Genomic DNA, 18,845 nt, shown 5'->3' on the forward strand with positions numbered 1-18,845 from the left:
CGCGCGCAGGGCGCGTCATTGTCGAGGGTTGGGCGCGCGGCGCCTCACTGTGTGAGCCCTTCGCCGGGCGCACGCCGCAGCGTGGCGTCGGCGAGCGGACCGCCGCTCAGACGAGTTGCAAACTGTGAAGTGTTGTCGGCGGTACACAACGCGTCGGCCAGCAGCGCATCGGTTTTCCGGGCACGCATTGCCCACGACTTCGAGACGGTTTTCCCATCGCTCGTTTCGCTGGCTGCATGCTTGTGATTGGGCTGATCCATCATGTCCTTCAGGCAGGGCTGCCCGGGCTGGACGCAACGGTTCAGAATCGCTTGATAGAGATCGGGAGCCACGTCGCCGTAGTACTGCACGGGCACCCATTCGCTCGGCTGCGTGAGGGCTTCGTACTTATCGCGCGACAGGTTTTGGCCCTTCGCCTTGACCTGCTGCACCCAGGCGTCGAATTCCTCGGGGCTCATGCCGTGGAATTTGAAGCGCATGCCCGAGAAGCCCGCACCGCTGTAATTGGCCGAGAACCCGTCGTAGACGCCGGGCTTGTTGATCACGGCGTGCAGCTTCGTTTCCATGCCCGGCATGGCGTAGACCTGACCCGCGAGGGCGGGCACGAAGAACGAATTCATCATCGTGGTCGACGTGATTTCGAACCGAATCGGGCGGTCGACCGGCGCAGCCAGTTCATTGACCGTGGCAATGCCCTGATCGGGATAGAAGAACAGCCACTTCCAGTCCATCGCCACCACTTGCACCGTTAATGGGCGTGTGTCCGCTGGAATGTCGCGTTTGGCGTCGATTCGCTCAAGTGGCCGGTAGGGATCGAGCTTGTGCGTGCTCACCCACGTGAGGGCACCCAGCGCAATGATGATGAGCAGGGGGGCGGCCCAGATCAGCAGTTCGAGCAGTGTGGAGTGATCCCATTCTGGCGTGTAGACGGCGTCTTTGTTCGACGCGCGGTATCGCCAAGCGAAGATCAGTGTGAGCGCGATCACCGGAACGATGATCAGCAGCATCAGAATGGTGGAAACGATAATGATGTCCCGCTGCCGCACCGCGAGATCGCCCGCAGGCGACATCAAAACGGTATTGCAGCCGGACAGCAAAGCGGCGGCGGGGAGCAAAAGTACCCCGCGGAGGAACTTGGGGGAAGTCATGCTGCGATCGATGAACCGTAGCCGTGGACCGGACCCATCATGGACTTCACACCCCGATGCAAGATACTAGGGTAAACCCGATAGCGTCGAACCAAGTAACCTGCGATGCTTTTCGGGCACGAGTGTCATCGTCATCCCGATCCGCAAGGGGGTCCGATAATGTCAAGCAGTGCTCATCAATCGCCGACCCCACCCGGTTCGCCGAGTGCATCGACTGCGCACGATCACGGCAGCAAGTCTCGCATTGCCCCTGAGGAAATCGCGGTAGGCGTGGTTGTCGGACGCGCCTCCGAGTACTTCGACTTCTTCGTGTTCGGCATTTCTGCCGTCCTCGTCTTTCCGCACGTTTTCTTCCCGTTTGCCGACGGCCTGCACGGCCTGCTGTACTCGTTCACGATCTTCTCCTTCGCGTTTATTTCGCGCCCGTTCGGCACTGCGCTCTTCATGACCGTGCAGCGTCGCTGGGGGCGCAGCGTTAAGCTCACTGCGGCGCTCTTTGTGCTGGGCACGGCGACGGCGGGCATGGCGTTCCTGCCGGGTTACGCCGTGTTGGGCGACCGCGCGATCTGGCTGCTGGCGTTCTTCCGGCTGGTGCAGGGTATTGGCTTTGGTGGCTCGTGGGATGGTCTGCCGTCACTGCTCGCGATGAATGCGCCGCCGCACCGTCGCGGCTGGTATTCGATGATGGGGCAGTTGGGCGCGCCGATCGGTTTCCTCATCGCGGGCGGGCTGTTCCTGTTCCTGCACTGGAGTCTCGAGAGCGACGACTTTCTCACGTGGGGCTGGCGTTATCCGTTCTACGTGGCGTTCGCCGTGAACGTGGTGGCGCTGTTTGCACGCTTGCGCTTGGTGGTGACGAACGAATACACCGAGATGCTCGAAGAAGGGCAGTTGGAGCCGATCAGCACGCGAGAGATGGTGCGCTCGCAGGGCTACAACATCTTCCTCGGCGCGTTCGCTGCGCTCGCAAGCTATGCGCTTTTCCACTTGGTGACCGTGTTTCCGTTGTCGTGGATTTCTCTGCAAAACACGCAAGATCTCGACAGTGTGTTGATCGTGCAATTGTGCGGTGCCGTCAGCGCCATCATTTGCACGGTGATTTCAGGGCGCATTGCCGACCGCCTCGGGCGGCGTACCACGCTCGGTCTCTTCGCGATCTTCATCGGCATCTTTGCGCTGTTCGCACCGTTCCTAATGGGCGGCGGCTCGACCCGGCAGGACATCTTCATTCTGGTGGGCTTCGGGTTGCTCGGATTGTCGTACGGGCAGGCGGCGGGGACGGTGACGTCGAACTTCGAGCAGCGCTTCCGTTATACGGGGGCGGCGCTCACGACCGACTTCGCGTGGCTGTTCGGCGCGGCGTTCGCACCGCTCGTCGCGCTGGGGTTGTCGGCGGAATTCGGACTCGTTGCCGTGAGTATCTATCTGCTCTCCGGCACGGTGTGCACGCTGTTGGCGTTGCGCATCAACAAAGCGTTGGAAACACGCGACTAATGGTTTCTGTGTGCTTAATACGACGGCGCGGCTTTGACCGCGCCGTTTCATTTCTAGACATCAAACGTCATGCAGCATGCCGACAATGGCCGCAGTGATGTCGCGAGTGCGCGAGTCGTGTTCGCGATGAATCATGCCGACCGTGCGCAGCAACGGCGGCTCGGCAATCGGCACGATGCGCAGCAGCGGGTCGGCCTGCCAGTCGCCGCGATGGAGCAACGGCAAGACCGACACGCCGACGTTCTTGCGCACGAGCGCGACGATCGTCTCGATGGAGTTCAGCTCCAGATATTCGGTGACGGACAGTTTCGCTGCACGCAACGCTTGCTCCACCACCATGCCCGTGCGCACACGCCGGTCGAAGCGCAGAAACGCGTGTTCATCGAGGACGCTTTGCGGATCGGCCTGCGGTGTCGTGTCCCAGGCCTCGCGATTGACGACCATCACCATCGGCTCGGTGTAAAGCGGCGTCCACACCAGACCGTCTGCACGGGCATCGTCCGCACGGGCGACGACCGCCGCAATATCGACTTCGCCCTGTTCGACGAGATCGGTCAACTCGTCCGAGCGCGCCGATGTGAGCCGCACGTCGAGCCCGGGATGCGCCGTCTTCAACTCGGCCACGACGAGCGAGAGCGCGCCGATCACCGACACCACGGCGCCGATGGTCACCGGCCCTTGCATGGCATCGACGGGCGAGGCGGTCAGGTCGGCGGTGAGCGCCAGAATTTGCTCGACGCGGGGGAACAGTTCGCGTCCCTGCCGGGTGAGGGTGATCTGCCGTCCGCGCCGGTCGAACAGGCGCTGACCCACGGCGTCTTCGAGTCCGCGCATTTGCAGACTCACGGCCGCCTGCGTGAGGGCGGCGCGTTCGGCAGCGGCGGCAAACGAGCCGGTTTGTGCCACCAGCCGGAACGTTTTCATCATGCGCAGTGTGAGCATTTGGGATGTAAAAATATTTTACGTATCGAAAAGAAATATTAATATTTTCTGTTGATCCGTGGGGGACATAATCGTGTCATGCAAACCGCTCATGACCGGCCCGGCAGGAAGGCCGAGCATGGCGGCAATAGACTGACCTCGCCCCTGAAACGCGCCCATGACCCTGCCCGCAGAACCCGCGCCGGTGCTCGACGTGACCGGCTTGTCGCTGAAGTTCTCCCGCGCGCCCGACGCGCCGAATCTGATCGACGGCGTGTCGTTCGCGGTCCATCCCGGCAAGACGCTGTGCATCGTTGGTGAATCGGGCTGCGGCAAGAGCGTGACCTCGCTTGCGCTCATGGGGCTGTTGCCGAGTCCTCCGGCCAATATCGTTGCCGGACAGGCGAAGTTCGAGGGGCGCGACCTGCTCGCCTTGGAAGAGCGTGAATTCGCCGACATGCGCGGCAACCGGCTGGCGATGATCTTTCAAGAGCCGATGACATCGCTCAATCCGGCGTTCACCGTTGGCCATCAAATTGAAGAGGGCATTCGCCGCCATCGGGGGCTCGATCGCAAGGCAGCGCGCGCCGAAGCCCTTGCGATGTTGAAACTGGTGCGTATTCCCGCGCCTGAGACCCGCCTCGACAACTATCCGCACGAACTCTCCGGCGGCATGCGCCAGCGCGTGATGATCGCGATGGCGCTCGCCAACCGCCCCGCGCTGCTCATCGCCGACGAGCCGACCACGGCACTCGACGTCACGATTCAGGCGCAAGTTCTCACGCTGATTCAGACGCTGCAACGCGAGACGGGCACCGCCGTGGTGTTGATTACGCACGATCTGGGCGTGGTCGCAGAAGTGGCCGATCACGTGGCTGTGATGTACGCAGGACGCATCGTGGAATACGGCAGCGTCGACGAGATCTTCGACGACCCGCAGCACCCGTACACCATTGGCCTGATGGGCGCGATTCCGTCCATCGGCAAACGCGAAGGCACGCTTGCCACCATTCGCGGCTCGGTGCCGTCGCCGGAGCGCATGCCCGCTGGCTGCCGCTTCGCACCGCGTTGCCCGTTCGCCGAGGCCCGCTGCACGCAACAGGCGCCCGTCGAGCGCACGCTGTACGGCACGCATCGCGTGGCGTGCTGGCTGGCGCCGGTCGATGCGCTGACACCCCCCGCTACCCCCATCGAAGAGGTGGTCGCATGACGGCGTTGCTTGAAGCTCGCGATCTGACCAAACACTTCGGTGGACACCGCGTCGGTTTTTCGCGCGCCCCGACGGTATACGCCGTGAATGGCGTGTCGTTCTCGGTTCAGGCTGGTGAGACGTTCGCCATCGTCGGCGAATCGGGCTGCGGAAAATCCACGCTCGGCCGGTTGCTGCTGCGCTTGCTCGACGCCACGCGCGGAGAAGTGCGCTATCAGGGCGAAGACATCATGAAGCTCGGCGCGGGCGCAATGCGGCGTCTGCGGCGTGAATTGCAAATCATCTTTCAAGACCCGTTCGCCTCGCTCAATCCGAGCATGACGGTGGGCAGCCTGATCGCCGAGCCCATTGCCTTGCATGGCCTCGCGCATGGCCGCGCGCGCGATGACCGCGTGGCCGAGCTACTGCGCACCGTCGGTTTGCAGCCGGACTACGCGCAGCGCTTTCCTCACGAGTTTTCCGGCGGTCAGCGCCAGCGCATCGGCATTGCACGGGCGCTCGCAGGCGAGCCGCGCGTAATCATCGGCGATGAACCCGTTTCTGCGCTCGACGTCTCCGTGCAGGCGCAGGTCATCAATTTGCTCGAACGCCTGAAGCACGATCTGGGCCTCACGCTGATCATGGTGGCGCACGATCTGGCGGTCATCCGCCACATGAGCGACCGTGTCGCAGTGATGTATCTCGGCGAAATTGTGGAACTCGCCAGTGCCGACGCGTTGTTCGACAACCCGCTGCACCCCTACACCCAAGCGCTGTTGCAGGCGATCCCTGCGAGCAGCCCACACGTGCGCCGTAGCCGCGCGCCGCTGGGCGGCGAGTTGCCCAGCCCGACCGCGCCGCCGCCCGGTTGCCGCTTTCATCCGCGCTGCCCGCACGCGCGCGAGGTGTGCAAGGCGCAACGCCCGATCGACGAAGTGCTGCCCGATGGGCGGCAGGTCGCGTGCCATTTCTGGCGGGAAATCCAGAATGCAGGCGCGAGTCCGGCGCAGGTCACACCGCCGAGCGATAAGCTCACCGCGCGTCTGGCGCTGTACCGTGCACGGCAGGTGCAAGCCGATGCCGCCGTGGTTCGCTAACGCCATCACCATCTAATAAACACTCACGAGGGACCTCACGCATGCGCAACGTTCTGCTCGATCTCGCTCTGGCTGCGGCACTGGCCACCGGCACTGCGTCGGCGATGGCCCAGTCGGCCATTCGCATCGGTTTGCAAGAAGACATCGGCTCGCTCGATCCGGCACGCAGCTCGCAGGTCGTCGACCGTATGGTGTTGCGCTCGCTGTGCAGCTCGCTGGTCGATATCTCGCCGGATCTCAAGTTCGTGCCGATGCTCGCCACCTCGTGGAGCGTGAGTGCCGACGGCAAGACGTGGACGTTCAAGCTGCGTCAGGGCGCCAAGTTCCACGACGACGAGCCGTTCAATGCGAAGGCCGTGAAGGCGAACCTCGATCGTGCGCGCAGCATGCCCGCGAGCAATCGCAAGAGCGAGTTGTCGTCCATCGATCACGTCGATGCCGTGGACGATTCGACCGTGAACATCGTGCTTAAGGCTCCGGACTCGGCGCTGCTTGCCACGCTGTCCGACCGTGCAGGCATGATGCTCGCGCCGAAGACACTGGCCGACGACGCTGCCGTGCAAGCGCGTCCGGTGTGCTCGGGCCCTTACAAGTTCGTGCAGCGCGTGCAGAACGACCGTGTCGTGCTGGAGAAATTCGCGGGCTACTGGGATGCGGACAAGTACCCGATCCAGAAGGTCACGTTCCTGCCGATTCCCGACACCACGGTGCGACTCGCCAACGTGCGCTCCGGCTCGCTCGACATGCTTGAGCGGCTGTCGCCGTCCGACGTGAAGTCGGTCAAGCGCGACGCGAATCTGAACTTCATCACCATCGACGGTCTGGGCTACTACGGCCTGACGTTCAACGTGGCCGCCAACGCGCCGAAAGCACTGCGCGACAAGCGCGTGCGCGAGGCATTCGATTTGGCCATCGACCGCGATGCCATCAATCAAGTGATCGGCGGCGGCATCTTCACTCCGGCGAATCAGGCACTGCCCAAGAGCGGCCAGTATTACGACACGGCGATCAAATCGACCAAGCGCGACGTTGCGAAAGCTAAAGCACTGCTCAAGTCGGCAGGCTTCGAGAAGGTCGACGTGACGCTGAGTTTCGGCAACAACACCGTCTCGAACCAGATGGCGCAGATGTTGCAGGCGATGCTCGCCGAAGCCGGTATCACGCTCAAACTGCGTCCGATGGACTACGCCGCTGCGCTCGACGCCGCACACCGTGGCGACTTCGATGTGCTGTACAACGGCTGGTCGGGCCGCGTAGACCCGGACGGCAACCTGCATCAGTTCGTGACCTGCAAGGGGAATCTGAACTACGGCCAGTATTGCAACGCCGACGTCGACAAGCTGCTCAACGACGCTCGTGTGAAGTCGAGCGTTGCCGAACGTAAGCCGCTGTACGACGCCGCGAACAAGATCCTCGCCGACGACAACCCGATCCTGTATCTGTACGTGCAGCCGTGGCCGTATGTGCTGACGAAGAAAGTGCAAGGCTTCGTTGCCTACCCGGACGGTCTCATCCGCTTGCGCGGCGTGAGCGTGAAGGGCTGAGGAAGCGAGGGAATCCATGCTGCGTCTCGTCCTCCATCGCGCGCTCGTCGCCATACCGACACTGTTTATCGTGTCGATACTGATCTTCGGGCTGCAAAAAATGCTGCCCGGCGATCCCGTGCTCGCGATGGCTGGCGAGGACCAGAACCCGCAGGTCATCGCCGCGCTGCGAGAGAAGTATCACCTCGACAAGCCGCTGCCGACGCAATACGCCTTGTGGATGGGCGACGTGTTGCATGGCAATTTGGGCAACTCGTTGCGCACCGGTGAGCCGGTCACGACGCTCATTGCACAGAAGTTGCCGGTCACGCTGCAACTCGCGTCGCTCGGTCTCATCATCGCCATCGGTATCGGCATTCCGCTGGGCATCTTGTCGGCGGCCAATCGCGGCAAAGCCGTGGATTACGGTGCCAACGTGCTGGCGCTCTCGGGCATGTCGATCCCCAACTTCTGGCTCGGCATTCTGCTGATCTTTCTCGTGTCGGTGCGCTGGCAGTTGCTGCCGTCGTCGGGCTATGTGCCGCCGGGCGAAGATTTGTGGATGAGCTTCAAGACGATGATCATGCCCGCCTTTGTGCTGGGGGCGGCGCTAGGCGCGCAGTTGATGCGCCATACGCGCAGCGCCATGCTGAGCGTGCTACGCACCGACTACATCCGTACCGCCCGCGCTAAGGGGTTGCTGCGTGGCACCGTGGTGCTCAAGCATGCGTTTCGCAATGCGTTGATCCCCATTGTGACGGTGCTCGCGTTGCTCTTTGGCGAGTTGCTCGCGGGCGCCGTGCTGACCGAGCAAGTCTTCACCATTCCGGGCTTCGGCAAGCTGGTCGTCGACGCCGTGTTCAATCGCGACTACGCGGTGGTGCAGGGTGTCGTGCTGGTCACTGCCGTGAGTTTCATTGCATTGAATTTGCTGGCCGATGTGCTGTATGTGTTGCTCAACCCGCGCTTGCGCCGGGCTTAATCTCCCTGACTGAACATGGCCGCCTTGCCCACGACTCCTTCCAACTCGTCACCTGCCGCCGCCAGCACAACGCCGGTCGCGGCGAGTGCCGAGCGTCTGCCGCGCCGCCGCTATCGCGGGCTGCGCAAATTCGCGCGCAATCGTGCCGCAGTGGCCGGTGCGATCATCGTTGCGTTCGCGGTGCTCGTCGCGCTGCTGGCACCGTTGATTTCGCCGTACGACCCTATCGCGACCAGCTTCATGACGGTGCGGCAGGCCCCGAGCGCGTTGCACTGGTTCGGCACCGACGAACTCGGCCGCGACATTCTCGCGCGCATGATCTACGGCGCACGGGCGTCGCTCGCGGCGGGCGTCGTGTCGGTCGGCATTGCCGTCATCATCGGCGTGCCGCTGGGCTTGCTGGCGGGCTATTTCGGTCGCTGGGTCGACGCCATCGTGTCGCGTCTGGCCGATGCACTGCTCTCCATTCCGTTCCTGATTCTCGCCATCGCCATGGCGGCGTTTCTCGGCGCAAGCCTGACCAACGCCATGATCGCGATCGGGGTGTCCGCCATGCCGCGCTTTGTGCGGCTCGCACGCGGGCAGGCGCTGACGGTGAAGGCGGAAGAGTATGTCGAGGGCGCGCGCGCCATTGGCTTGTCGGACACGCGCATCATCGTGCGCTACATCCTGCCCAACGTGCTGCCGCCGATCATCGTGCAGGCGAGCCTGACGGTGGCGACGGCCATCATCGCCGAAGCGAGTTTGTCGTTTCTGGGGCTTGGCCAATTGCCACCGTTGCCGTCGTGGGGCTCGATGCTCAATACGGCCAAGGACTTCGTCGAACAAGCCCCTTGGATGTCGATTTTTCCCGGTATCGCCATTTTCCTGACGGTACTCGGTTTCAACCTGCTGGGAGACGGTTTGCGCGATGCGCTGGATCCGCGCGAACAGTAACGAGGGTGTCCCCTGTGCATAACGCGTTGTCGCGCGTAGTGTGCAGGCCTCACCCGGCAGCCAACTCCACCCATTCGAGACAAAGGTAAGTGAAAGCGTCATGACGCAATTCAACTGGCAGAACCCTTATCCGACACCGCGCCTGCCGGTGTTCGCCCGCAACATCGTGTCGACGTCGCATCCGCTCGCGGCACAAGCTGGCCTGCGCATCCTGTGGCAAGGCGGCAACGCCGTCGATGCCGCGATTGCCGCTGCGGCTTGCATGACCATCGTCGAGCCGGTCTCGAACGGCCTGGGCGGCGACTGCTTCGCCCTCATCTGGGACGGCAAGGAACTGCACGGCCTGAACGCCTCGGGCGTGTCGCCGCAGTCGTGGAACGTCGATTACTTCCGCAAGAAATACGGTGAAGAGCACGGCATCGCGAAGCAACCGACGCGCGGCCCGGACACCGTGACCGTGCCCGGCGTGATCGCCGGCTGGGAAGCGCTGCACGCGAAGTTCGGCAAGTTGCCGTTCGGCGACCTGATGGCCCCGGCCATCGAAATTGCCGAGCGTGGCCACGCCGTTGCCAACATCGTCTCGCGCAAGTGGGCCGCTGCGGTGCCCGAACTCAAGAATCAGCCGGGTTACGCCCAGGCGTTCATGCCGAACGGCCGCGCACCGACCACCAGCGAAATGATGCGTATGCCGGGCCATGCGCGCACGTTGCGCATGCTGGCCGAGCAAGGCCCGCGTGCCTACTACGAAGGCGAGATCGCCGAGCGCATCGTGGCGTGGTCGAGCGAGCATGGCGGCGCGATGACGACAGACGATCTGCGCAACTACCGCGCCGACTGGGTCAAGCCCATCGAGAAGGACTATCGCGGCTACACCGTGCACGAGATTCCGCCGAACGGGCAGGGCATTGCCGCGCTCATGGCGCTGGGCATTCTCGAGAAATTCGACGTGTCGGGTCTGGCGGTCGACCGCGTGCATTCGCAGCATTTGCAAATCGAAGCGATGAAGCTCGCATTTGCCGATCTGTACAAATACGTGGCCGATCCGCGTTCGATGGAAGTCACGCCGGAGCAGATGCTCGACGACGCCTATCTGACGGCGCGCGCGAAGCTCATCGACCCCGACCGCGCTACGCAGTTCGACTTCGGCATGCCCAAGGCGGGCGGCACGATCTACATGTCGACGGCTGACGAGAGCGGCATGATGGTCAGCTTCATCCAGTCGAACTACATGGGCTTCGGTTCCGGCGTGGTCGTGCCAGATTGGGGCATCGCGCTGCAAAACCGTGGCTGCGGTTTCTCGATGGACCCGAAGTCGGCCAACGTGGTCGAGGGCGGCAAGCGCCCGTTCCACACGATTATTCCGGCGTTCCTCACGCAAAAGGTCGACGGCAAGCACGAGGCCGTGATGAGCTTCGGCGTGATGGGCGGCGACATGCAGCCGCAAGGCCACTTGCAGTCGATTGTGCGCATGCTCGACTACGGTCAGCAGCCGCAAGCCGCTTGCGATGCCCCGCGCTGGAAGGTGAACCGCGACTTCACGATCGACGTGGAATCCACGCTCGACCGTGAGACGGTGGCTGGCCTGCTGGCACTGGGCCATAAGCTGAAGTCCATCGACGATCCGTATATGGACTTCGGTTCGGGCCAGTACATCTGGCGTCTGGATCGCAACGATCCGGACCGTGGCTACGTGGCCGCCAGCGACAGCCGTCGCGACGGCCTCGCCGCTGGCTTTTGATTAAGTCGTCTGCGTGACGCTTTCGGGTTGGCGAGTCGCCTCGCCGCCCGAGCGTCGAAGTCCCATGCTGATGGCCAGCGCGGCAAGGCTGGCAATCAGTGCGGGCAATGCCGCCATCATGAACAGGCGCTGCGGGTCCCATTGCAGCGCCAGCAGTACGCCACCGACCATCGGCCCGACGATCGAGCCGACGCGCCCCACACCGAGTGCCCAACCCACACCCGTGCCACGAATCGTCGTCGGATAGGTGCGCGCGGCCAGCGCGTTAGCGCCGATTTGTCCACCGACCACGCAGAACCCCGCCCCGAAGATCGTCGCAGCGAGTATCGCCACCGACGTGCCTGCCAGCCCCACCAGCACGATGCACACCGCCGCACACAGATACACCGCGCTTAACGCCTTGAACGGCGGCACGCGGTCGAAGACACGCCCCAGCGTGAGCGTGCCTAGCGTTCCGCCAATTTGCAGCATCGAAGTGATGAGCGCGGCGGTGTCGAGCGGAATACCGGCATCGTGAATCACCGTGGGCAACCAACTCGACAGGAAATACAAATCCATCAGGCTCATGAAGAAGATCACCCAGAGCAGCAGGGTGATACGAAGACGCTTGTCGGCGAAGAGGGCGCGCACGCCCGCCTGTGACGAGGCATGAACGTCGGCACCGCCGTCGATCTGCGCGTCGGCAGGAATGTCGGGCGCGAGTTTTTGCAGCACTGCCCGTAAGCGGGCGGGGTCTTTCGCGCGAGCGATGAGAAAGCGCGGCGATTCGGGCAGACAACGCCACGCGAGCAACGCGGCGGCAAGCGGCAACAGTCCGCCGACGACAAATACCGATTGCCAGCCGAAGTCGCGGATCAAACCGGCAGCGGCTAGCCCGCCGAGTGCTGCGCCCAACGAGAAGCCGCAGAACATCACCATGATGGCCGTCGAGCGCACGCGCTCCGGCGCGAACTCGCCCGTCAGCGCAATCGCGTTGGGCATCACGCAACCGAGACCGATACCCGTCACGAGGCGCAGCAGAAGCAACCCCGTGACCGATGAGGCGAACGCCGTGGCGAGCGACATGACGCCGAAGATCAGCATGCCTGCGATCAGCACGGGCCGTCGTCCGAGCCGATCCGACAGCGGGCCGCCGACCAAAGCACCTAGCGTCAGACCGACGAGACTGGCCGAGAACACCGGGCTTAATGCGGCGCGCTCGATGCCGAGCGCATGCACGATGGCGGGCGCCACGTAGCCGATGGCCTGCGTGTCGAAGCCGTCGAGAAAGACGATCAGCGCACAGAGCGCCGTGACGAAGATTTGATAACGGCCGAACGGTCGCTCATCGATGAGCGCTCGCAGGTCGATGCGGGGTGCAGGCATGTGTCTCTCTCCACGAACGGTCCCGTTAGCGGGACTCTGTCGAATTCAGCGTTTCGCGATTCAGACCCGCGACATTCTTGTAGCGATTCGAAATCGCCGCGAGATCGGCGGTGCTGATCACGTCTTCGATCTTCGTGAACGGCTTGTCGCCGCTAAGATCGTGCACCGTTTGCAGAATCGCATCCGGCGGTGCGGTGCGGTTCATCAGCACGACGTCGGCGGTGGCTTTGCCGCGAATGCGCTCATAAGCGTCGAGGGCGGTCGTTGTCAGGCCGTGCTCGCGAATCTGTGCGGCGAGGCACGGTGCGTCGAGAATCGCCTGTCCTGCGCCGTTAGAGCCACGCGGCACCATCGGGTGCGCGGCGTCGCCCAACAGCGTGACGCGCCCAAAGGTCCAGCGCGGCAGCGGGTCTTGATCGACCATCGGATATTCGAGAATCGTCTCGGTCGCTTCGATCATCCCGGCCACGTCCAGCCAGTCGAAATGCCAGTCGGCGAACGCGGGGAAGAAATCCTCCAACCGCCCCACGCCGTTCCAGTCGCGGCGCGCCGGTTGCGGCGATTCAATTTCAGCCACCCAGTTCACCAACTGATTGCCCTGACCGTCGACGTTGTTGCGAATCGGGTAGATCACCATCTTGCCGACCGACAGCCAACCTGCGCGCACCATCGTCGCCCCCGACAGGAACGGCGGCAGCACGACGCTGCCGCGCCACATGTTCACGCCCGAGTAGCGGGGCGCCCCTTCGGTCGGATAGAACTGCTTGCGCACGACCGAGTGAATACCGTCGGCAGCGACGAGCAGGCGCGCGTTCACGGGGGACAGCGCCTCACCGTCGGGCGACTCGAAGCACACCGTCACGTTCTCGTCGTTTTGCTCGAAGCCGGTGCAGCGATGCCCTTCGACGACTGCGTCGGCCCCCAGCCGTTCACGCACGGCGGCGAGCAAGATGCCTTGCAAGTCGCCCCGATGGATCGAGAACTGCGGCCATGCGTAACCGGCGAATTCGCCCGCCGGTTCGCTGTAGACGAACTGTCCGAAGCGGTTGAAAAAGGCCGATTCGCGCGTGGTGACCGCGACTTCACGCAGGGCGCTGGTCAGCCCCAGCCCGTCGAGCACACGTGCGGCGTGCGGCAGGATGTTCACACCGACGCCCAGCGGGCGAATCTGCGGCACGGCTTCATAGACGCGGCAGGCGATGCCCGCTTCGTGGAGGGTGAGGGCAAGGGTCAGACCGCCGATACCGGCGCCGACGATGGCCACATCGACAGATGAGGACATGGGATGTCTCCTGAGCGGCAAAGCGCAGTGATATGGGAATGGACACCATTAAAGCGCGCCGCCAATCATTAGGGAATTTTGACTATCATATGAATTCATATTCAATGGTTATGAATTACCGATGAACATCTCGCTGCGTCAATTGAAGGCTTTCGTGCTGGTCGCCACGCTGGGCAATTTCACGCGCGCGGCCGAGCGGCTGCATATCACGCAGGCTGGGCTCTCGGTGATGATGCGCGAGATCGAAGCGCAACTCGGCAGCCGTCTGTTCGACCGCACCACACGCAGCGTTACGCTCACGCAAGCCGGTCATGCGCTGTTGCCCGTGGCGAGCGCGGCGGTCGGTCAACTCGATGCCGTTGCCGGGCAGATCGCTGCCTTCGGTCAGGTCGCGCGCAAGACGCTGCGCATCGCGGCCACGCCGCTCGTGTCGGCGCACTTGATGCCGGAATGGTTCGGCACTTTCGCTCGCGAGCATCCCGACGTGGATCTGCGATTAGTGGAAGCTGAACTGGAACAAGTGCACGCGCTGGTCGAGCAGGGCGATGCCGATCTGGGCTTCGGCTTCTTCACGAAGGCATCGCATGGCATCGAGCGCACGTTGCTGCAATCGTTTCGTCTGATGCGGGTGACGGCGGGCGGCAAGCGGCTGTCGCGCAAGCCCATGCAAGGCGGCATTACCTGGGACGCGTTGCGCGACGAGAAGCTCATCAGCCTGCCCCCGGAGAACCCGATTCAACAACTGGTGGAGACCCATCTCGCGCGCATTGGCCGTGCCGATGAACCTCGCGTGGTGTTTCGCCGCTTCGAGACGCTGATCGGGATGGCCGAAGCCGGACTGGGGGCCGCCATCGTGCCGACCTTCGCATTACCGGCCTGCCGCGCGCGTGCAGTGCGTTGGGATGTACTCACTCACCCGGAAGTCACGCTCGGCTTTCATCGCATCGTCAAGCGCGGCCGCGCCAAGCCGGAGCTGTGGCGTCAATTCACCGAGTTGGCGGCCTCGTCGATGCGACGCATCGATGCGATGGCCGACGAAAGCGCACGTTGAGCGATGTCTATGCCTGAACGAGGAATGCGGGGGACGCCGTGAGGACGATACTGCTCACTAGCAAGCGCTCACCCACTGGAAAGTTAGTGCTCACCCATCTCGGATTCCTACATACCGTTGCCACTGACGAGAAACGTGAAGCTTCCGTTGATTCATCGAATCGTCACACTTCCCCCGCAATAATCACGGCGCACGAGGAATTTACAAACTAATTCGGCGGCCGATCTACTGCGTCAACCTACGCGTGGCTCCGGGCGCCGGTGCGACCCGGGGAAATGACGCAATGACCATCCGTCATCGAATAACGCTATTGGTGATCCTGACGTTTGTCGCGCTCTCGATCATCGGTGGCTACGCCGTCTACCAGACGCGCGCCAGCGCTCAGAAAGTGCGGCAGGTTACCGAAGGCGTAGTACCTAGCGCCCTCGCTTCAGCCGACCTAGTCTCGCAAGTCAAGGCGGTGCAGATCGCCACGATGACGCTGGTCTACGCGCCCGAAGAGACCGTTGTCGAACAGTCGCTCGAAACGCTCAAGAAGCTGCGCGCCGATCTCGATCAATCGCTCGCCCGTCAAGCCGACGGTGCCGCCAGCGACGCCCAGAAGGGGCTGGTGACGCAGGCGCGCGAGAGCGTCGACAACTACTTCAACGCGATTAGCGATACCGCTAAGCTTAAACAGGCAGGCAAGGCCGAGATGGCGCAGGCGTTCCTGTTTGCGAACGTGGCACAGTATCGCGACGAACTCGAAGGCGTGGTCAACACGCTGCGAGTGGAAAAGAACCGCGAGAAAGACTCGGCGATCGCCACCCTGAACGCCACGCTCTCGACCACGACGACGGCCATTGCCATCGTGACGGGCCTCGCGATCGTGCTGCTCACCGCCATCGGCGCGCTGCTCTATCGTCAGATCACCCGCCCGCTCTCGCGCATGCAGGGCATGATGAGCGAGATCGCCAACAGCCAAGACTTCACGCGCCGCGTACCGGTGGGCCGGATGGACGAAATCGGTCAGGCGACCGTGGCGTTCAACGGCATGATCGAGAAGATTCAGGAACGCTCGGCGCAACTCAAGCAGAAGACGGCCGATATTCAGGCTATGTTGCAGAACATGCAGCAGGGCATCTTGACGGTCGTCGACGGCTCGAAGGTGCACGGCGAATACTCCGCATATCTCGAAGCGATCTTCGAGACGCAGGACATCGCAGGCCGTGGCGTGATGGATCTGGTGTTTGGCGACAGCGATCTCGGCTCTGACGCGCTCTCGCAAGTCGAAGCCGCCGTCGACGCCTGCATCGGGCAAGACGCCATCAACTTCGCCTTCAACGAACACTTGCTCGTGGGCGAGATCGGCAAGCGCATGCCGGACGGTCGCGTGAAGCAACTCGACCTCACGTGGTCGGCCATCACGGACGAGAGCGACACCATCCTGCGCCTGATGCTGTGCGTGCGAGACGTGACGGAACTGCGCGAACTGGCGGCTGAAGCCACCGAGCAGAAGCAGCGCCTCGAGATGATCGGCGAGATTCTGGCGGTGAGTCAGGAGAAGTTCCACCACTTCATCGAGAGCTCGACCGGCTTTATTCGCGAGAACGAGCGCATCATTCGCAAGCACTCGCAGGCCGACAGCGCAGCCATTGCGGAACTGTTCCGCAACATGCACACGATCAAGGGCAATGCGCGCACGTACAACCTGCAATACCTGACCAACGTGGTGCACGAGACCGAGCAGCAATACCACGAGCTGCGTCAGCCGGATGCGGGCCTGCCGTGGAATCAGGACCACCTGATGCGCGAACTCGAACGCGTGCGCAACGCGGTCGACACCTACGCGCATATCAACGAGATGAGTCTGGGGCGCAAGGGCCCGGGCCGCAGCGCGGACGAGCAATCGATGGTCGTCGACCGTGGGCACATCCGCGCGAGCCTGCGCATGCTCGAAGCGGCCGATCCGAACGATTTGCATCAACTGGTTGCCATGCGCGACGCCGTGCACCAGACGCTGCGGCTGTTGGGCACCGAAGGCGTGGGCGAGGCGTTGGGCGGCGTGCTCGACTCGTTGCCGTCGCTCGCGGGCGAACTCGGTAAGCCGGCCCCGGCGGTGCGCATCGACGACAACGGCTATCGCCTGCGCTCGCCGGCCGTGCGAATTCTGCGCGACGTGTTCATGCACTTGCTGCGCAATTCGATGGATCACGGGCTTGAGAGCGCTGACGAGCGTCGCGCCAAGGGCAAGCCGGCGGCAGGCACCATCGATATCGAAGTCGGCCTCGATCACAACATGCTGCAAGTGACGCTGACCGACGATGGCCGCGGCCTGGCGCTGCATCGTATTCGCGGCATTGCAGTGCAACGCGGCTGGATCACGTCCGAGACGTATGTGACGGACGAGCAGATCGCGCAGTTCATCTTCCGCCCGGGCTTCTCCACTGCGTCGCAGGTGACGGAAGTGTCGGGCCGGGGTGTGGGCATGGATGCCGTGCAAGACTTCGTGCGCCGCGAACATGGCCGTATCGAGCTGCGTTTCACCGACGAGCGCAAGGGGGCGGAATTCCGCCAGTTCCAGACGGTGGTGTGCCTGCCCGACAACTTGGTCGTCGACGGTTTCGATATGAACAGCGTGGCAGCCGATGCGGTCGACCTGCCGAGCGCAACGCTCGAATCGATCCAGTCCGTCGAGGGACGTGCGGCGGGCGACGATCTGACGCATCAGTCGAAGACCGACAAGGTCTGACCCACGTACGAATGCACGGCGGCGCAGACCTGACCGGTCTGCGGCCGCCGCGCCGCTTTCGGAGGCAACAAGAGCATGACAGCAGTGCAAGGGTTCGTGGCGGGGGCACTCGCTAGCGTCGTGATCGTTGGCGTGATCGCATTCATCGCGCATCGCTGGCGCATGGCGCAGGCCGTCGCTCACTGGCGTGCGCTGGAAAAGACGCACGAAGAAGCGCTGGAACAGGCGCTGGAGCGTGAGCGCATTTCGCAAGCCGAGAACGAGGCGCTCGCCGTCGCACACGACGACGCGCTGGCGGCGCTACAGGCGCAGCTAGTGCAGGCCGAGTCGGATCTGCAAGCGGCGCGCAAGTCCGAAGCCGAAGTGCTCGAAGCAAAAACGCAATGGCAGACGGAAGCCCAGCGCATCGCGGGCGAAGCTGCGCGCTTGCGCGGGCTGGCGGCGACCTTCGAGCGCTGGCACGAGCAGATGATTTCGCTCATGACCCAGAACCAGGACATGCACGCGAAGAATCACGAGCTGGCATCGATTGTGCGGCACGTGCTGATCGTCTCGCTCAACGCGTCGATCGAAGCTGCACGTGCAGGCACCGCCGGGCGCGGCTTCGGCATCGTCGCGAGCGAAGTGCGTGCGCTGGCGACGCGTTCGGAAGAACTCTCGAAGAGTTATCGCGACAGCCTGCATCGCAACGACGTGACGACGACGGCGACGTTTCAGGACATTCAGGCGGGCGGCAAGATGATTGCGGCGTCGCTCTCGAGCGTCGAGTCGTTGGCGCATCAGTTGCATTCCCGTCTTCACTAAGCAGGTGGCGTTGTGATCAGCAATCACGCACGCGAGAGTTTCGAGCGCATTCTCCACAAGGCAGCCCGCACGCGGCTCGCGCGTTCTGTCGATGCGCCTTGCGAGATCGTGCCGCTGGGCGCGCGTCAGGCCGAACCGGCAAACGACGCGAGTATCGATCTTGCCAAGCGTCACGCGAACGTGGTGGTGCTCACGATTTCGTCGATCGGTTTTCGCATGTTGCTGATTCTTCACTTCGACGAAGACGATGCGACGTCGGCGTACTTCGTGGGGGACGCGCAGGACAAGTCGTTTCGGGAGGCGTTTCTCGAAATCAGCAATCTGTGCTGCGGTGCGATCAATCAGGAACTGCTGAACTACTTTCCCGATCTGGGCATGTCTACGCCCTATGTGCTGAGCGCGCGTTGTGTCCCGCATCTCATGCAACTCAAGCCGAATCACCTCGCGTCGTGGGAAATCACGCTCGACGGTTCGGTGCGCCTGGCCGCCACGCTGTGCGTTTGCGCACATGCGCCGCTCGACTTCGTTGCCGAAGTGAGCGAGACGCAGGACAGCGGCGGCGAGCTGGAACTGTTTTGAATTCG

At 63.2% G+C, this 18,845-nt stretch carries 15 protein-coding genes; 11 read left to right on the plus strand and 4 right to left on the minus strand.

What is annotated here, in order from left to right; all coding sequences use genetic code 11:
* Window positions 1-44 precede the first annotated feature (44 nt).
* Window positions 45-1,148, minus strand: coding sequence for a ubiquinol oxidase subunit II (gene cyoA / locus PPN31114_RS22605; protein ID WP_150681787.1), 1,104 nt, complete (start codon window positions 1,146-1,148; stop codon window positions 45-47).
* 159 nt (window positions 1,149-1,307) lie between these two features.
* Between cyoA and PPN31114_RS22610 the strand changes: the two genes are divergently transcribed.
* Window positions 1,308-2,642, plus strand: a complete 1,335-nt coding sequence (locus PPN31114_RS22610; RefSeq protein ID WP_150681788.1) for an MFS transporter — start codon at window positions 1,308-1,310, stop codon at window positions 2,640-2,642.
* A gap of 60 nt (window positions 2,643-2,702) precedes the next feature.
* On the opposite strand, the gene PPN31114_RS22615 is transcribed toward PPN31114_RS22610, so the two are convergent.
* Window positions 2,703-3,584: a LysR substrate-binding domain-containing protein gene (locus PPN31114_RS22615; protein WP_150681789.1), complete on the minus strand. Its 882-nt coding sequence runs from the start codon at window positions 3,582-3,584 to the stop codon at window positions 2,703-2,705.
* A gap of 157 nt (window positions 3,585-3,741) precedes the next feature.
* Here PPN31114_RS22615 and PPN31114_RS22620 point away from each other — a divergent pair, with 157 nt between their 5' ends.
* The 6 genes from PPN31114_RS22620 (at window position 3,742) to PPN31114_RS22645 (ending at window position 11,028) form a co-directional block, all read left to right on the plus strand.
* Window positions 3,742-4,773, plus strand: coding sequence for an ABC transporter ATP-binding protein (locus tag PPN31114_RS22620; RefSeq protein ID WP_150681790.1), 1,032 nt, complete (start codon window positions 3,742-3,744; stop codon window positions 4,771-4,773).
* On the plus strand, window positions 4,770-5,849 hold the full coding sequence (locus PPN31114_RS22625; RefSeq protein WP_150681791.1) for an ABC transporter ATP-binding protein: 1,080 nt from the start codon (window positions 4,770-4,772) through the stop codon (window positions 5,847-5,849). The genes PPN31114_RS22620 and PPN31114_RS22625 overlap by 4 nt, the downstream gene beginning before the upstream one ends.
* A 41-nt stretch (window positions 5,850-5,890) precedes the next feature.
* The gene (locus PPN31114_RS22630; protein WP_150681792.1) at window positions 5,891-7,393 is read left to right on the plus strand and encodes an ABC transporter substrate-binding protein; all 1,503 of its coding nucleotides are present in this window, start codon (window positions 5,891-5,893) and stop codon (window positions 7,391-7,393) included.
* A 16-nt stretch (window positions 7,394-7,409) separates the two neighbouring features.
* Window positions 7,410-8,354: an ABC transporter permease gene (locus PPN31114_RS22635; RefSeq protein ID WP_150681793.1), complete on the plus strand. Its 945-nt coding sequence runs from the start codon at window positions 7,410-7,412 to the stop codon at window positions 8,352-8,354.
* 15 nt (window positions 8,355-8,369) lie between these two features.
* Window positions 8,370-9,290, plus strand: coding sequence for an ABC transporter permease (locus PPN31114_RS22640; protein ID WP_174988389.1), 921 nt, complete (start codon window positions 8,370-8,372; stop codon window positions 9,288-9,290).
* 100 nt (window positions 9,291-9,390) lie between these two features.
* Window positions 9,391-11,028 (plus strand): gamma-glutamyltransferase family protein, encoded by a 1,638-nt coding sequence (locus tag PPN31114_RS22645; RefSeq protein ID WP_150681794.1) that lies wholly within the window; start codon window positions 9,391-9,393, stop codon window positions 11,026-11,028.
* Here the strand turns inward: PPN31114_RS22645 and PPN31114_RS22650 are convergent, their stop codons facing one another.
* Window positions 11,029-12,393 (minus strand): MFS transporter, encoded by a 1,365-nt coding sequence (locus tag PPN31114_RS22650; RefSeq protein ID WP_150681795.1) that lies wholly within the window; start codon window positions 12,391-12,393, stop codon window positions 11,029-11,031.
* A gap of 25 nt (window positions 12,394-12,418) precedes the next feature.
* Entirely contained in the window at window positions 12,419-13,675 is a 1,257-nt protein-coding gene (locus tag PPN31114_RS22655; RefSeq protein WP_150681796.1) for a flavin-dependent oxidoreductase, read from the minus strand.
* A gap of 121 nt (window positions 13,676-13,796) precedes the next feature.
* Here PPN31114_RS22655 and PPN31114_RS22660 point away from each other — a divergent pair, with 121 nt between their 5' ends.
* The 4 genes from PPN31114_RS22660 (at window position 13,797) to PPN31114_RS22675 (ending at window position 18,840) form a co-directional block, all read left to right on the plus strand.
* Window positions 13,797-14,726, plus strand: a complete 930-nt coding sequence (locus tag PPN31114_RS22660) for a LysR family transcriptional regulator (RefSeq protein ID WP_150681797.1) — start codon at window positions 13,797-13,799, stop codon at window positions 14,724-14,726.
* A 283-nt stretch (window positions 14,727-15,009) separates the two neighbouring features.
* Window positions 15,010-17,457 carry a HAMP domain-containing protein gene (locus PPN31114_RS22665; RefSeq protein WP_246182706.1) on the plus strand — a complete coding sequence of 816 codons (2,448 nt, stop codon included), beginning with the start codon at window positions 15,010-15,012 and terminating at the stop codon, window positions 17,455-17,457.
* A gap of 75 nt (window positions 17,458-17,532) precedes the next feature.
* The gene (locus tag PPN31114_RS22670) at window positions 17,533-18,261 is read left to right on the plus strand and encodes a methyl-accepting chemotaxis protein (RefSeq protein ID WP_150681798.1); all 729 of its coding nucleotides are present in this window, start codon (window positions 17,533-17,535) and stop codon (window positions 18,259-18,261) included.
* Between the two features lie 12 nt (window positions 18,262-18,273).
* The gene (locus tag PPN31114_RS22675) at window positions 18,274-18,840 is read left to right on the plus strand and encodes a hypothetical protein (RefSeq protein WP_150681799.1); all 567 of its coding nucleotides are present in this window, start codon (window positions 18,274-18,276) and stop codon (window positions 18,838-18,840) included.
* Window positions 18,841-18,845 lie beyond the last annotated feature (5 nt).

It is taken from the genome of Pandoraea pneumonica (assembly GCF_902459645.1).
GTDB lineage: Bacteria > Pseudomonadota > Gammaproteobacteria > Burkholderiales > Burkholderiaceae > Pandoraea > Pandoraea pneumonica.